The sequence below is a fragment of the Massilia sp. genome (genome assembly GCF_032106685.1).
In the GTDB taxonomy this organism is placed as follows: domain Bacteria; phylum Pseudomonadota; class Gammaproteobacteria; order Burkholderiales; family Burkholderiaceae_D; genus Telluria.
Genome location: NZ_DAMCPG010000002.1, coordinates 41,646 through 53,831, shown reverse-complemented (window position 1 = coordinate 53,831; position 12,186 = coordinate 41,646). Strand labels below are relative to the sequence as shown.

Annotated in this window: 16 protein-coding genes; 12 read left to right on the top strand and 4 right to left on the bottom strand. The window is 66.7% G+C overall.

Translation table 11 applies throughout. The features are described 5' to 3' along the window. Nucleotides 1-13: 13 nt before the first annotated feature. The 12 genes from RT688_RS02105 (at nucleotide 14) to RT688_RS02050 (ending at nucleotide 9,702) form a co-directional block, all read left to right on the top strand. Nucleotides 14-1,270: an IscS subfamily cysteine desulfurase gene (locus tag RT688_RS02105; protein WP_313703198.1), complete on the top strand. Its 1,257-nt coding sequence runs from the start codon at nucleotides 14-16 to the stop codon at nucleotides 1,268-1,270. Nucleotides 1,271-1,294: 24 nt separating this feature from the next. Continuing rightward, nucleotides 1,295-1,681, top strand: coding sequence for a Fe-S cluster assembly scaffold IscU (iscU, locus tag RT688_RS02100; protein WP_313703197.1), 387 nt, complete (start codon nucleotides 1,295-1,297; stop codon nucleotides 1,679-1,681). Between the two features lie 25 nt (nucleotides 1,682-1,706). Continuing rightward, nucleotides 1,707-2,030 (top strand): iron-sulfur cluster assembly protein IscA, encoded by a 324-nt coding sequence (gene iscA / locus RT688_RS02095; RefSeq protein WP_313703196.1) that lies wholly within the window; start codon nucleotides 1,707-1,709, stop codon nucleotides 2,028-2,030. A gap of 21 nt (nucleotides 2,031-2,051) precedes the next feature. Next, a complete protein-coding gene (hscB, locus tag RT688_RS02090) occupies nucleotides 2,052-2,567 on the top strand; it encodes a Fe-S protein assembly co-chaperone HscB (protein WP_313703195.1) in 516 nt (171 codons plus the stop codon). A gap of 272 nt (nucleotides 2,568-2,839) precedes the next feature. Beyond that, nucleotides 2,840-4,729 (top strand): Fe-S protein assembly chaperone HscA, encoded by a 1,890-nt coding sequence (gene hscA / locus RT688_RS02085; protein ID WP_313703194.1) that lies wholly within the window; start codon nucleotides 2,840-2,842, stop codon nucleotides 4,727-4,729. 158 nt (nucleotides 4,730-4,887) lie between these two features. Beyond that, the gene (gene fdx, locus RT688_RS02080) at nucleotides 4,888-5,229 is read left to right on the top strand and encodes an ISC system 2Fe-2S type ferredoxin (RefSeq protein ID WP_313703193.1); all 342 of its coding nucleotides are present in this window, start codon (nucleotides 4,888-4,890) and stop codon (nucleotides 5,227-5,229) included. A 10-nt stretch (nucleotides 5,230-5,239) separates the two neighbouring features. Beyond that, nucleotides 5,240-5,434, top strand: coding sequence for a Fe-S cluster assembly protein IscX (iscX, locus tag RT688_RS02075; protein WP_313703192.1), 195 nt, complete (start codon nucleotides 5,240-5,242; stop codon nucleotides 5,432-5,434). After that, nucleotides 5,421-6,335, top strand: a complete 915-nt coding sequence (locus RT688_RS02070; protein ID WP_313703191.1) for an SAM-dependent methyltransferase — start codon at nucleotides 5,421-5,423, stop codon at nucleotides 6,333-6,335. Before iscX ends, RT688_RS02070 begins: the two co-directional genes overlap by 14 nt. 5 nt (nucleotides 6,336-6,340) lie before the next feature. Then, on the top strand, nucleotides 6,341-7,369 hold the full coding sequence (gene ltaE / locus RT688_RS02065) for a low-specificity L-threonine aldolase (protein WP_313703190.1): 1,029 nt from the start codon (nucleotides 6,341-6,343) through the stop codon (nucleotides 7,367-7,369). Next, nucleotides 7,369-8,100: a S4 domain-containing protein gene (locus RT688_RS02060; RefSeq protein ID WP_313703189.1), complete on the top strand. Its 732-nt coding sequence runs from the start codon at nucleotides 7,369-7,371 to the stop codon at nucleotides 8,098-8,100. Before ltaE ends, RT688_RS02060 begins: the two co-directional genes overlap by 1 nt. 115 nt (nucleotides 8,101-8,215) lie before the next feature. Next, the gene (locus RT688_RS02055) at nucleotides 8,216-9,097 is read left to right on the top strand and encodes a YdcF family protein (RefSeq protein WP_313703188.1); all 882 of its coding nucleotides are present in this window, start codon (nucleotides 8,216-8,218) and stop codon (nucleotides 9,095-9,097) included. A 338-nt stretch (nucleotides 9,098-9,435) separates the two neighbouring features. Continuing rightward, nucleotides 9,436-9,702 carry a hypothetical protein gene (locus RT688_RS02050; protein WP_313703187.1) on the top strand — a complete coding sequence of 89 codons (267 nt, stop codon included), beginning with the start codon at nucleotides 9,436-9,438 and terminating at the stop codon, nucleotides 9,700-9,702. Between the two features lie 6 nt (nucleotides 9,703-9,708). On the opposite strand, the gene RT688_RS02045 is transcribed toward RT688_RS02050, so the two are convergent. Genes RT688_RS02045 through RT688_RS02030 form a run of 4 tightly spaced genes read right to left on the bottom strand, consistent with a single transcriptional unit; the run spans nucleotide 9,709 to nucleotide 12,029 of the window. Beyond that, nucleotides 9,709-10,251, bottom strand: coding sequence for an RDD family protein (locus RT688_RS02045; RefSeq protein ID WP_313703186.1), 543 nt, complete (start codon nucleotides 10,249-10,251; stop codon nucleotides 9,709-9,711). After that, entirely contained in the window at nucleotides 10,238-11,056 is an 819-nt protein-coding gene (locus RT688_RS02040; RefSeq protein WP_313703185.1) for a DUF3106 domain-containing protein, read from the bottom strand. Before RT688_RS02040 ends, RT688_RS02045 begins: the two co-directional genes overlap by 14 nt. Continuing rightward, nucleotides 11,053-11,463: a DUF3619 family protein gene (locus RT688_RS02035; protein WP_313703184.1), complete on the bottom strand. Its 411-nt coding sequence runs from the start codon at nucleotides 11,461-11,463 to the stop codon at nucleotides 11,053-11,055. The genes RT688_RS02040 and RT688_RS02035 overlap by 4 nt, the downstream gene beginning before the upstream one ends. After that, nucleotides 11,460-12,029: an RNA polymerase sigma factor gene (locus RT688_RS02030; RefSeq protein ID WP_313703354.1), complete on the bottom strand. Its 570-nt coding sequence runs from the start codon at nucleotides 12,027-12,029 to the stop codon at nucleotides 11,460-11,462. Before RT688_RS02030 ends, RT688_RS02035 begins: the two co-directional genes overlap by 4 nt. Between the last annotated feature and the right edge of the window lie 157 nt (nucleotides 12,030-12,186).

Genomic DNA, 12,186 nt, shown 5'->3' with positions numbered 1-12,186 from the left:
CTGGAGTGAACAGATGAACGCGCCTTTGGACAAAAAAATCGAGCAGAGCTTCGTGACTGCGCCGCATTTCCCGATCTACATGGATTACTCGGCAACCACCCCGATCGATCCTCGCGTTGCCGACAAGATGATTCCTTACCTGCGCGAGCAGTTCGGTAATCCGGCTTCGCGCAGCCATATGTACGGCTGGAGCGCGGAAGCGGCGGTCGAGGAAGCGCGCGCCCACGTGGCGGCCCTGGTCGGCGCCGATCCGCGCGAGATCATCTGGACCTCGGGCGCGACCGAGTCGAACAACCTGGCCCTGAAGGGCGCCGCCAACTTCTATAAAACGAAGGGCAAGCACATCATCACCGTCAAGACCGAGCACAAGGCGGTGCTGGACACCGTGCGCGAACTCGAGCGCCAGGGTTTCGAGGCGACCTACCTCGAGCCGCAGGACAATGGCCTGATTACCATCGCCCAGCTGGAAGCGGCGATCCGTCCGGACACCATCCTGGTCTCGGTGATGCTGGTGAATAACGAGATCGGCGTGATCCAGCCGATCGACGCCATCGGCGAACTTTGCCGCTCGAAGGGCATCATCTTCCATTGCGACGCCGCGCAGGCGACCGGCAAGGTCGAGATCGACCTGGAAAAGACCAAGTGCGACCTGATGACCTTCACCGCGCACAAGACCTATGGCCCGAAAGGCGTGGGCGCCCTGTACGTGCGCCGCAAGCCGCGCGTGCGCCTGGAAGCGCAGATGCACGGCGGCGGCCACGAGCGCGGCCTGCGTTCGGGCACGCTGCCGACCCACCAGATCGTGGGCATGGGCGAAGCCTTCCGCATCGCCAAGGAAGAAATGAACAGCGAGCTGGAACGCGTGAAGGCGCTGCGCGACCGCCTGGCGAAGGGCCTGATGGAGATCGAAGAGGTCTACGTCAACGGCGACATGGAACACCGCGTGCCGCACAACCTGAACGTCTCGTTCAACTACGTCGAGGGCGAGTCGCTGATCATGGCGATCAAGGACATCGCCGTGTCTTCGGGCTCGGCCTGCACCTCGGCCTCGCTGGAGCCGTCCTACGTGCTGCGCGCCCTGGGCCGCAGCGACGAACTGGCGCACAGCTCGATCCGCTTCACCATCGGCCGCTTCACGACCGAGGAAGACATCGATTTCGCCGTCAACCTGCTGAAGGCCAAGGTCGGCAAACTGCGCGAACTGTCGCCGCTGTGGGACATGTTCAAGGAAGGGATCGACCTCAACTCGATCCAATGGGCAGCCCACTAATTACCGAATTCAAGGAGCATCAACATGGCATATTCCGATAAAGTACTGGACCACTACGAAAACCCGCGCAACGTCGGCGCCTTCGGCAAGGACGACGAGTCGGTCGGCACCGGCATGGTCGGCGCCCCGGCCTGCGGCGACGTGATGAAGCTGCAGATCAAGGTCAACGAGCAGGGCCTGATCGAGGACGCGAAGTTCAAGACCTACGGCTGCGGTTCGGCGATCGCGTCGAGCTCGCTGGTGACCGAATGGGTCAAGGGCAAGACCCTGGACCAGGCGCTGGCCATCAAGAACACCCAGATCGCGGAAGAACTGGCGCTGCCGCCGGTGAAGATCCACTGCTCGATCCTGGCCGAAGACGCGATCAAGGCCGCCGTCGCGGACTACAAGACCAAGCACCCGACCGCATAAGTAGAACCCAAGCTGGAGGAACCACATGGCAATCACACTCACCGAAAAAGCTGCGAAGCACGTGAACCGCTACCTCGAGCGCCGGGGCAAGGGGATCGGCCTGCGCTTCGGTGTGCGCACGACCGGCTGCTCCGGCCTGGCCTACAAGCTCGAGTACGTCGACGAAATGGCGGACGAGGACAACGTCTTCGAGTCGCACGGCGTGAAGGTCTTCGTCGACCCGAAGAGCCTGCCCTACATCGACGGCACCGAGCTCGATTTCGCCCGCGAGGGCCTGAACGAGGGCTTCCGCTTCAACAACCCGAACGTCAAGGACAATTGCGGTTGCGGCGAAAGCTTCCGTATTTAAGCGCGCAGTCGGAGCTGAACCTTGCAGAACCACTTTGAGCTCTTCGGGCTGCCGGCCCGCTTCGAGGTCGACATGGACGCCCTGGACGCGGCCTACCGCGAGGTCCAGGGCCGCGTCCATCCGGACCGCTTCGTGAACGCCACCGGCGCCGAGCAGCGCGTCGCGATGCAGTGGGCGACCCGCGCCAACGAGGCTTACCAGACGCTGCGTAATCCGCAGAAGCGCGCCCAGTACCTGTGCGAACTGAACGGCGTCGACCTGCAGACCGAATCGAACACGGCGATGCCGATGGCCTTCCTGATGCAGCAGATGGAATGGCGCGAAGCGCTGGGCGACGCCCGCGCCGCCAAGGACGCCGAGGCGCTGGACGAGCTCGACGCCCAGGTGCGCGGCGAGCGCAAGACCATGCTGGCCCAGGTCGGCCAGGAGCTCGACGCGGGGAACTACCAGAAGGCGGCCGAAAGCGTGCGCGCGCTGATGTTCCTCGATAAATTCGGCGACGAGGTACAGTATGCGTTCGAGGCGCTGGAGAGCTAGGGCGGCGCAGCGGTAAGCCGGAAGGACGTAGGGTGGACGGGTCTCCCGTCCACGCGTTCAACCAGCGTATGAAGGCGTAGGGTGGGCGCCCCCATGCCCACCAGATGCCAGCGTCGCGTTGGCTCATCGTTCCGGTGGGCACGGGGCGCCCACCCTACGATAACGCCTCCGTCCGTTGAACGCGTGGACGGCGAAGCCGTCCACCCTACGGGTCAAGCGCCAATGCCGCTGGCTGGACCGGCACCCCAAGAACAACAACCAGGTAACACACAATGGCACTTTTGCAGATTTCCGAACCCGGCATGTCGACCGCACCGCACCAGCACCGGCTGGCGGTGGGCATCGACCTGGGCACCACCAACTCGCTCGTGGCGACCGTGCGTAGCGGCAGCCCCGAAGTGCTCAGCGACGAAGAGGGCCGCGCGCTGCTGCCGTCCATCGTGCGTTACCTGCCGAACGGCCATGCCCACATCGGCCACAAGGCGCGCGCCCACCAGACCACCGATCCGAAGAACACCGTCGTCTCGGTCAAGCGCTTCATGGGCCGCGGGCTGAAGGACATCGCCCACGCCGAGAACCTGCCGTACGATTTCGTGGATGCTCCCGGCATGGTCCAGATCAATACGGTCGCCGGCGTGAAGAGCCCGGTCGAGACCTCGGCCCAGATCCTGGCCACGCTGCGCCAGCGCGCCGAAGATTCGCTCGGCGACGAACTGGTCGGCGCCGTCATCACCGTGCCCGCCTACTTCGACGACGCCCAGCGCCAGGCGACCAAGGACGCGGCCCAGTTGGCCGGCCTGAACGTGCTGCGCCTGCTGTCGGAGCCGACCGCCGCCGCGATCGCCTACGGGCTCGATCACGCCAAGGAAGGCGTCTATGCGATCTACGACCTGGGCGGCGGCACCTTCGACATCTCGATCCTGAAGCTGTCCAAGGGCGTCTTCGAAGTGCTGGCCACCGGCGGCGACTCGGCCCTGGGCGGCGACGACTTCGACCACCGCCTGTTCTGCTGGATCAACGAGCAGGCCAAGCTGGCGCCGCTGTCCGACGAGGACACCGCGACCCTGATGGTCAAGGCGCGCCAGGCCAAGGAACTGCTGTCGACCAACGACGAGACCACCATCGACGCCATCCTGAAGTCGGGCGAACTGGTCCATGTGACGATCACTGCCGCCACCTTCGCCGAGATCACCAAGCACCTGGTCGCGAAGACCATGAACGCGATCCGCAAGGCCATGCGCGACGCCAACGTCGCGGTCGAGGACGTCGACGGCGTGGTGATGGTCGGCGGCGCCACGCGCATGCCGACCGTGCGCCGCGCGGTCGGGGACTTCTTCCACACCATCCCGCACGCCAACATCGACCCGGACAAGGTGGTCGCCCTGGGCGCCGCGATCCAGGCCAACCTCCTGGCCGGCAACCGCGCCGAAGGCGACGACTGGCTGCTGCTCGACGTGACCCCGCTGTCGCTGGGCATCGAGACCATGGGCGGCCTGGTCGAGAAGATCATCCCGCGCAACTCGACCATCCCTTGCGCCCGCGCCCAGGAATTCACCACCTTCAAGGACGGTCAAACGGCCCTGGCGGTGCACGTGGTGCAGGGCGAACGCGAGCTGGTCGCGGACTGCCGTTCGCTGGCGCGTTTCGAGCTGCGCGGCATCCCGCCGATGGCGGCCGGCGCGGCGCGCATCCGCGTCACGTACCAGGTCGATGCGGACGGGCTGCTGTCGGTCTCGGCGCGCGAGACGCGCTCGGGCGTGGAAGCCTCGATCACGGTCAAGCCTTCCTACGGCCTGGGCGACGACGAGGTCGCGCGCATGCTGCAGGACTCGTACAGCTCGGCCCAGGTCGACATGCAGATGCGCGCGCTGCGCGAAGAGCAGGTCGAGGCCGAGCGCATCCTGCTGGCCACGCAGTCGGCGCTCGATACCGATGCCGAGCTGCTGGATGCGGACGAGCAGGCAGCGGTGGCGAAGCTGGTGCAGGGCGTGCGCGACGCGATTCAAGCGTCGAACGACGCCGCGCTCGAACCGGGCGCGCGCCAGAACGCGCTGCACGACGCGGTGCAGGCGCTGGCCCACGGCACCGAGGATTTCGCCGCGCGGCGCATGGACAAGAGCGTGCGCAGCGCCCTGGCCGGCAAGTCGCTGGACGAGGTCTGACAAGTTTCGTAGGGTGGGCGCCCCGTGCCCACGCGTGACCGTTGCGTCATGTTGGCACGAAAATCAAGTCAACAATGTTCACGGTTTACGCGTGGGCACGGGGCGCCCACCCTGCGCCCGTCGCCAGAACGATATAAACAATTTACGAGGTAACCCAAGTGCCACAAATCGTCATCCTGCCCCACCCGACGTTCTGCCCCGACGGCGCCGTCCTGGAAGCGCCAAGCGGCAAGTCCGTCTGCGACGTGCTGCTCGAGAACGACATCGAGATCGAACACGCCTGCGACCGCGTCTGCGCCTGCACCACCTGCCACGTAATCGTGCGCGAAGGCTTCGACTCGCTGAACGAGCCGGAAGAAAAAGAAGAAGACATGCTCGACAAGGCCTGGGGCCTGGAGCCGAACTCGCGCCTGTCCTGCCAGGCGATCGTCGCCGAGGAAGACCTGGTCGTCGAGATCCCGAAGTACACCATCAACCACGCGGCTGAGAAGAGCCACTGACAGGACCGCCATGAAGTGGACCGACGTATCGGCAATCGCCGAAGCGCTCTACGAAAAATACCCGGACGTTGACCCGACGGCCGTGCGTTTCGTCGACCTGCACAACTGGGTCGTCGGCCTCGACGGCTTCGACGACGACCGCACCCGCGGCGGCGAGCGCGTACTGGAAGCCATTCAGGCGGCATGGATCGATGAAGCACGCTAAGCAAACCAATCAAAAAGCGCCGGCAGCGCCCGAGCTGCCCGCGGAAGTCCGTCCCGGCCAGTCGATCGAGCTGCTCAAGGAACTGCACATCCTCACGCGCGACGGCAAGCTGAACCAGGATAGCCGCCGCAAGCTGAAGCAGGTCTACCACCTGTACAACTTCATCGAGCCGCTGCTCAATGACGTACGCTCGGAGAAGAACGGCGTCTCGCTGGTCGACCATGGCGCAGGCAAGTCCTACCTCGGCTTCATCCTGTACGACCTGTTCTTCAAGGGCCTGGACGACGCCTCGCACATCTACGGCATCGAGACGCGCGAAGAGCTGGTCGCCAAGTCGGCCGAACTGGCGGCGCGCCTCGGTTTTACCAACATGTCCTTCCTGCCGCTGTCGGTGGCCGAGTCGACCACCTCGGATAAGCTGCCGCCGACGGTCGACATCGTCACCGCGCTCCACGCCTGCAACACGGCGACCGACGACGCCATCGACTTCGCGCTGAAGAAGAAGGCCAAGCACATGGTGCTGGTGCCGTGCTGCCAGGCCGAGGTCGCGTCGGTGCTGCGCAAGAACAAGGGCCGGGACCTGAAAAGCCCGCTCACCGAAATCTGGCGCCACCCGATCCACACCCGGGAATTCGGGAGCCAGGTCACGAACGTGCTGCGCTGCCTGCAGCTGGAAGCGCACGGCTACCAGGTCACCGTGACCGAACTGGTGGGCTGGGAGCACTCGATGAAGAACGAGCTGATCGTCGCCACCTACAAGAACCTGCCGCGCCGCCGTCCGTCCGAGCGTTTGCAGGAAGTGCTGGCCACGCTGGGACTCGAAGAGATGGGCCAGCGTTTCTACACCTCGCAAGCGGAGTCCGCCGAGGCAGGTTCCGAAGCCGTATCAACCCAAGACTGAGACCCATGAGCGAACAACACTGGATCGACCTGCGCAGCGACACCGTCACCCAACCCTCGCAGGCCATGCGCGCCGCGATGGCTGCCGCCGAGGTCGGCGACGACGTCTATGGCGACGACCCGACCGTCAACCGCCTGCAGGACTACGCCGCTGATTTGTTCGGCTACGAAGCCGGCCTGTTCGCGCCGAGCGGCACCCAGACCAACCTGATCGCGCTGATGACCCATTGCGGCCGCGGCGACGAGTACCTGGTCGGCCAGGAAGCGCACACCTACAAGTACGAAGGCGGCGGCGCCGCGGTGCTGGGCTCGATCCAGCCGCAGCCGATCGCCAACCAGCCGGACGGCTCGATTCTGCTTTCCGACATCGAGGCCTACATCAAGCCCGACGACATGCACTTCGCGCGCACCCGCCTGCTGGCGCTGGAAAACACCATCGGCGGCCGCGTGCTGGGGCAGGACTACGTGGCGGCCGCCACCGCGCTGGCGCATGCGAAAGGCCTCGCCACCCACCTCGACGGCGCGCGCGTCTGCAACGCCGCCGTCAAGCAGGGCGTCACCCTGCGCGAGGTGGTGAAGGGCTTCGACACGGTGTCGGTCTGCCTGTCCAAGGGCCTGGGCGCGCCGGTCGGCTCGGTGCTGCTCGGACCAAAAAGCTTCATCGAGCAGGGCAAGCGCTGGCGCAAGATGCTGGGCGGCGGCATGCGCCAGGCCGGCGTGATCGCGGCCGCCGCGCACTACGCGCTCGAACACAACGTGCAGCGCCTCGCCGAAGACCACGAGAACGCCGCCACGCTGGCGCGCGGCCTGGGCGAGATCGACGCGCTCTGCGTGTCGGAGCCGCAGACCAACATCTTCTGGCTCGACGTGCCGGCCGCGGCCTGCGAGCCGCTGCGCAAGGCGCTGGCGGAGCAGGGCATCCGCGCCACCGTCGGTGCGCGCATGCGCCTGGTGACCCACCTCGACGTGTCGGTTGCCGACGTCGAGCGCACGGTTGCCGCCTTCAAATCCTTCTTCAAAGACTGGCGCGCCTGATGACCGACGAAGCAATCCGCCTGGCCAAGCGCGTGGCCGAACTGGTGTCGTGCTCGCGCGCGGAGGCCGAACGCTACATCGCCGGCGGCTGGGTCGGCGTCGATGGCGTCGTGGCCGAGGATCCGGCCACGCGCGTGACACCGGCCCAGCAGGTCGTCCTGCTGCCGGGGGCGAAGGCCGAGGAGCCGGCGCCCGTCACCATCCTGCTGCACAAGCCGTCCGGCATGAACGCCGGCGTCGGCGTGCGCGGCGCGAACGCGCTCGACTGCGTCACGGCGGAATCGCTGGTTGCCACCCACGGTGCGCCGCGCTTCCTCAAGCGCCACCTGGCGCGCCTGACCCTGTGCACGCCGCTGGAAACCGACGCGACCGGCCTGGTCGTCTATACCCAGGACTTCCGCGTGGCGCGCAAGCTGGTCGACGACGCGAGCCGGGTCGAGTACGAATACGTGGCCGAGGTTGACGGCGGCATCCATGATGGCGGCCTGGCCCTGCTGAACCACGGCCTGCGCTTCGACGGCCGGCCGCTCGCGCCGATGAAGGTCAGCTGGCAGAGCGAAGGGCGGCTGCGCTTCGCCGCCAAGGGCGTCAAGCCCGGCCAGATCGAGCACATGTGCGCCGAAGTCGGGCTGACGCTGACCGACCTGAAGCGGTTGCGCGTGGGCCGCATCCCGATGGCCGGGCTGCTCGAGGGGCAGTGGCGCTACCTGGCCGAGTACGAACGATTCTGAGCCCGTTCCGGCGCAATGGAAAGTGGGGCGGCGCCATGCCGCCCCCGTCCACCGATGTGCTGGCGGCAGGCCGACTTGAGCGATAATCCTTGTCGTTCATTCAATTTCGCACCGCATGAGCCTGCAACCCGTCCTCGATCTGGTCAACCTGGTCCCGCGTGACCTGATCCTTCCGCCCGCCAATCTGTTCCTGGTGATCGTCGCCGGCCTGCTGCTCTGGCGCCGCTGGCCGCGGCTGGGCCGCATCGTCGCCGGCACCGGCCTGGCGGCGCTGTTCCTCGTCTCCAGCACCGCGGGCGCGCGCTTCTTCGTCGCGCCGCTGGAAGCGATGACCACGCCGCTCGCTGCGCCCGAACAGGCCGGCGCCGAGGCGATCGTGGTGCTCGCCTCGGGGCGGCTACGCCACGCCCCCGAATACGGCGGCCTCGACATTCCCGACTACGTCGCCCTCGGACGGGTGCGCTATGCGGCCCACCTGCAGCGGCGCACCGGCCTGCCGATCCTGGTCAGCGGCGGCAACGGCGCCAGCGGCATCGACCCCGCGCCGGATGACCGCGCCTATTCGAAAGCCCATGCCATGGCCGCCGCGCTGCGCGAGGACTTCGGCGTGCCTGTGAGATGGATCGAGCCGCGCTCGCGCGACACCGGCGAAAACGCGGCCTACAGCGCCGCCATGCTGCGCGCCGACGGCATCAAGCGCATCCTGCTCGTGACCGACGCGATGCACATGCCGCGCTCCTGCGCCGCCTTCGAGCGCGCGGGCATGGACGTGGTCGCCGCGCCGACCATGTTCTTCGGCCGGCAGTCGCAAGGTGCCGGCGCCTGGGTGCCCAGTCCGGAAGGCGTGCGCCGCGCACGCTATGCGATGTACGAACTGCTCGGCCTGGCCTGGTACCGGCTGCGCTCGGCGGGCGCGGAGCCGGGCGCGACCGGCGTGCCTGCGGATGCGCCGGCTGGCTCGCAGGCATCCATCCGCGCGAAGTGTTACAAGGGATGAGGCTTGGCGAGGATGCTGCGTCGTGGAGGACGACGGTGCGGCCGCGCGATCGCGGCCGGCTCGCGCGGGTCGTCAGCGTATCCACCGGCCGAACGCGTGGGCTCGGGAGCGCACCCTACGGTTTCCTATCGGCTTCTCCAGAAATCCCGGCTCGCACTTTGATCTGGCTCAGTGCCTAGCGCAAAAGAAATGGACGCGTGTCAGCGGATGAATTAACGTCGATCAATGCTGTAGAGCCTGTTCTTCCTGTCGACATTGATGCCTGGCTCGGCTGCGCGAAGGGTGGTCTGTTTCAACCTGAGCGGTCGGCGTGGCATTTGAAGCGAGCGGAACCGAGAATGAAAACGCAATGCAAAGCTGCGTCGTTTTGCCTGCTGGTGGCGGCGGTCGTCCTCGCCTTCCAGCGCGAGCCCGGCGCCCTGCTGGCGGGCGCGATCGCGCTGCAGTTGTATGCGCTGACCCAATGGCAGGCCAACTGGTACGAGCGCATCGCACTGCGGTCCTGGAGCCGGGTGCTCAGGCGCCGCTACGAAACCTCGCTGGCGGGCGTCCTGTGCGCGATGGCGAGCATCGTGCTCCTGGTCGCTTACTTCGCCCTGGCTTGAACGAGTTTATTTCTTCGGCAACGCAATCAAGCGCGTCCCCGCGATCCGGTCGTGCAGGAACTGCCGGTCCTTGTCGAGGAAAGCCGTCAGCGCCCAGGCCGCCAGGCCGATCGCCAGGGTGATCGCCCATTCCTTCAGATGGTGCAGGTCGAGCAGGGCGCCGACCGCGAGGGCGGGAGCGAACCAGCCCCAGGCCAGCAGGTAGCGGATCGCGGCATTCCTGAAAGGCACCTTGGCGCAGCCGACCTTGACCACCTTGATGCGCCAGGTCTTCATCGCCAGGGTGAAACCGCTGCCGCTCCAGGCGTGGATGAAATAGGCGGCCGTCACCAGGAACAGGAAAATCATCAGGCCGGCGCGGTAGGGGGCTTCCTGGCGGTTGCCGGTGGCGAAAATGAACATGAAGACGGCCAGCGCCTCGACGGCGGTGAGGAGGAAGGCCTCGTAGACCATCGCGATCAGGCGGCGCTTGACGGTCGGCGTGCCGATCGAGGCAGGCGCGGCGGGAGCTGCTGCGGGAGATGCCGTGGAAGAGTCAGCCGTTTGCATTCGATATCCCTGGCGTGGCCGTGGGTTGGGCGCCGGTGGCGGGCGCCGTCGGGGCGGGTTCGACCGGCGCGACCGGCGCCGCGGAAGCCGGCGCGGCCGGGGCGGCGCCGGGAGCAGCGCCGGGCGGCATCCCGGGTGCGGCCGGAGCCGGGGCCGGCTGGGTGATCGCCGGCGTGTTCGGCAGCGCGCCCGGCGGATGCAGCGAGATGCAGGAGGCGCCGCGGCGCGTGGTGCCGGCCGGGCAGGGCGTGGGGGCCACGATCGTCGGCTCCGAGGGTACCGCCGCCGGGGCCTGGCTCTTGCGCCTGGCGGCCTGCTCCAGGCGCCGCTTCTGCGCGTCCGGCAACTGCTTGTAGCTTTCCCAGGTGGCGGCCTTCTCGCCCGGCGCCAGCTTGCGCACCTTGCTGTAGTTCTCGCGCGCGAGACTGCGTTCTTCCGGCGTCAGGCGGATCCACTGGCGCATGCGGTCGTGCACGCGCCGTTGCTCTTCCGGATTCATCGAGGCGAAGCGGCGCGACATCTCGAGCCATTTGCGCTTGCGCACGCCATCCATCGCGTCCCACTCGGGCTGCAGCGGCGCGAGTGCGAGCTGCTGGGCGTGCGTGAGATCGCGCCAGAGCGGCTTGTCGAGGTTCCTGGCGCCCGCGGCGCCGGCTTGTGCGGAGGTCGCGACGGCGGGGGCGAGTCCGGAATCCGGATCGCCGATGCCCCAATGCTGAGAAATGGCCCAGGCCGCCAGTCCGGCCACCACCACCGCCGCGACTGCGAGCCAGGCGCGGCGGGGTTTGGAATCGCGTTTCGTCATTGGTGGCGCTGTTGCGACTCCAGGTAGGCGTTGAAACCTTGGTCGAGATAGGCGGTCAGCGGCAGCTCGTCGGCCAGGACGGCGGCGTCGAGCTCGGCCAGTTCGGCGATCTGCTGCTGTTGTTGGTACTGGTAGACGCCGCCCAGGCCGATGACCAGCGCCAGCATCGGTACCGCGACGGCGAGACGTCCCAGGCCGGCGCCGGAGAACAGGGTGTCGACATCGAACCAGCTGCGGCGCCAGTCCCGCTTCGCCGGCGCGACGGCCGGCGCATCGGCCTTCTTGCGCGACAGCGCCAGGGCGCGCGCGGCGGCCAGGCGCTCGGTGGTGGAAGCGGGCAGCGCGTCGAGGTTCTCGTTCAGGGCGTGGCGCACCTTGTACGCCAGGTTGATGTCGTCGGTATTCATAATTTAATTCCCTTGGCCCGCAGGGCATCGGCAAGCGCGTGCGTCGCGCGCGAACAATGCGTTTTGACGCTGCCCTCGGAACAGCCCATCGCTTCAGCCGTTTCGGCCACGTCCATATCCTGCCAGTAACGCATAAGGAAGGCTTCGCGTTGACGCGCCGGGAGTTTTTGTATTTCCGCTTCGATCAGGCGCAAAGTCTGGGCCCGTTCGACCTGGTCCAGGCTCGACTCCGCCGCCGCCGAACCTTCCTCCGCCTCATACGAGGCGAGTATATCAAAGTCGTCATCCTCGTCGTCCTTCCGGCCGAAGCCCGAGAACAGGCTGACCCAGGTATTGCGGACCTTCTCGCGGCGGAAATAATCGAGGATGGTGTTCTGCAGGATGCGCTGGAACAGCATCGGCAGTTCGGCGACCGGCTTGTCGCCGTATTTTTCGGCGAGCTTGATCATCGCATCCTGCACGATGTCGAGCGCCGCCTCGTCCTTGCGCACCGCATACACGGCCTGCTTGAACGCGCGCCGTTCGACATTCTCGAGGAAGTCGTTGAGTTCTTTGTCTGTCGCCATGCGGATGAGAAGGGGGTGATGCGCTCCGGGTACGTTGCCCGTGCTTATTGGAAAACTGACGAATCCTAGCAAAAAACCACCGGCCATGCACCGGAATTGCTCAGTTACGCCGCCGGGATGGTCGAGGCGGCATTCAAAAACTGCATGAGGATACGCG

Excerpts from the sequence above, each read along its gene's own strand:
- RT688_RS02105 (WP_313703198.1), top strand. The coding sequence starts at position 14 with ATGAACGCGCCTTTGGACAAAAAAATCGAGCAGAGCTTCGTGACTGCG.
- iscU (WP_313703197.1), top strand. The coding sequence starts at position 1,295 with ATGGCATATTCCGATAAAGTACTGGACCACTACGAAAACCCGCGCAAC.
- iscA (WP_313703196.1), top strand. The coding sequence starts at position 1,707 with ATGGCAATCACACTCACCGAAAAAGCTGCGAAGCACGTGAACCGCTAC.
- hscA (WP_313703194.1), top strand. The coding sequence starts at position 2,840 with ATGGCACTTTTGCAGATTTCCGAACCCGGCATGTCGACCGCACCGCAC.
- iscX (WP_313703192.1), top strand. The coding sequence starts at position 5,240 with ATGAAGTGGACCGACGTATCGGCAATCGCCGAAGCGCTCTACGAAAAA.
- RT688_RS02070 (WP_313703191.1), top strand. The coding sequence starts at position 5,421 with ATGAAGCACGCTAAGCAAACCAATCAAAAAGCGCCGGCAGCGCCCGAG.
- ltaE (WP_313703190.1), top strand. The coding sequence starts at position 6,341 with ATGAGCGAACAACACTGGATCGACCTGCGCAGCGACACCGTCACCCAA.
- RT688_RS02060 (WP_313703189.1), top strand. The coding sequence starts at position 7,369 with ATGACCGACGAAGCAATCCGCCTGGCCAAGCGCGTGGCCGAACTGGTG.
- RT688_RS02055 (WP_313703188.1), top strand. The coding sequence starts at position 8,216 with ATGAGCCTGCAACCCGTCCTCGATCTGGTCAACCTGGTCCCGCGTGAC.
- RT688_RS02050 (WP_313703187.1), top strand. The coding sequence starts at position 9,436 with ATGAAAACGCAATGCAAAGCTGCGTCGTTTTGCCTGCTGGTGGCGGCG.
- RT688_RS02045 (WP_313703186.1), bottom strand. The coding sequence starts at position 10,251 with ATGCAAACGGCTGACTCTTCCACGGCATCTCCCGCAGCAGCTCCCGCC.
- RT688_RS02040 (WP_313703185.1), bottom strand. The coding sequence starts at position 11,056 with ATGACGAAACGCGATTCCAAACCCCGCCGCGCCTGGCTCGCAGTCGCG.
- RT688_RS02035 (WP_313703184.1), bottom strand. The coding sequence starts at position 11,463 with ATGAATACCGACGACATCAACCTGGCGTACAAGGTGCGCCACGCCCTG.
- RT688_RS02030 (WP_313703354.1), bottom strand. The coding sequence starts at position 12,029 with ATGGCGACAGACAAAGAACTCAACGACTTCCTCGAGAATGTCGAACGG.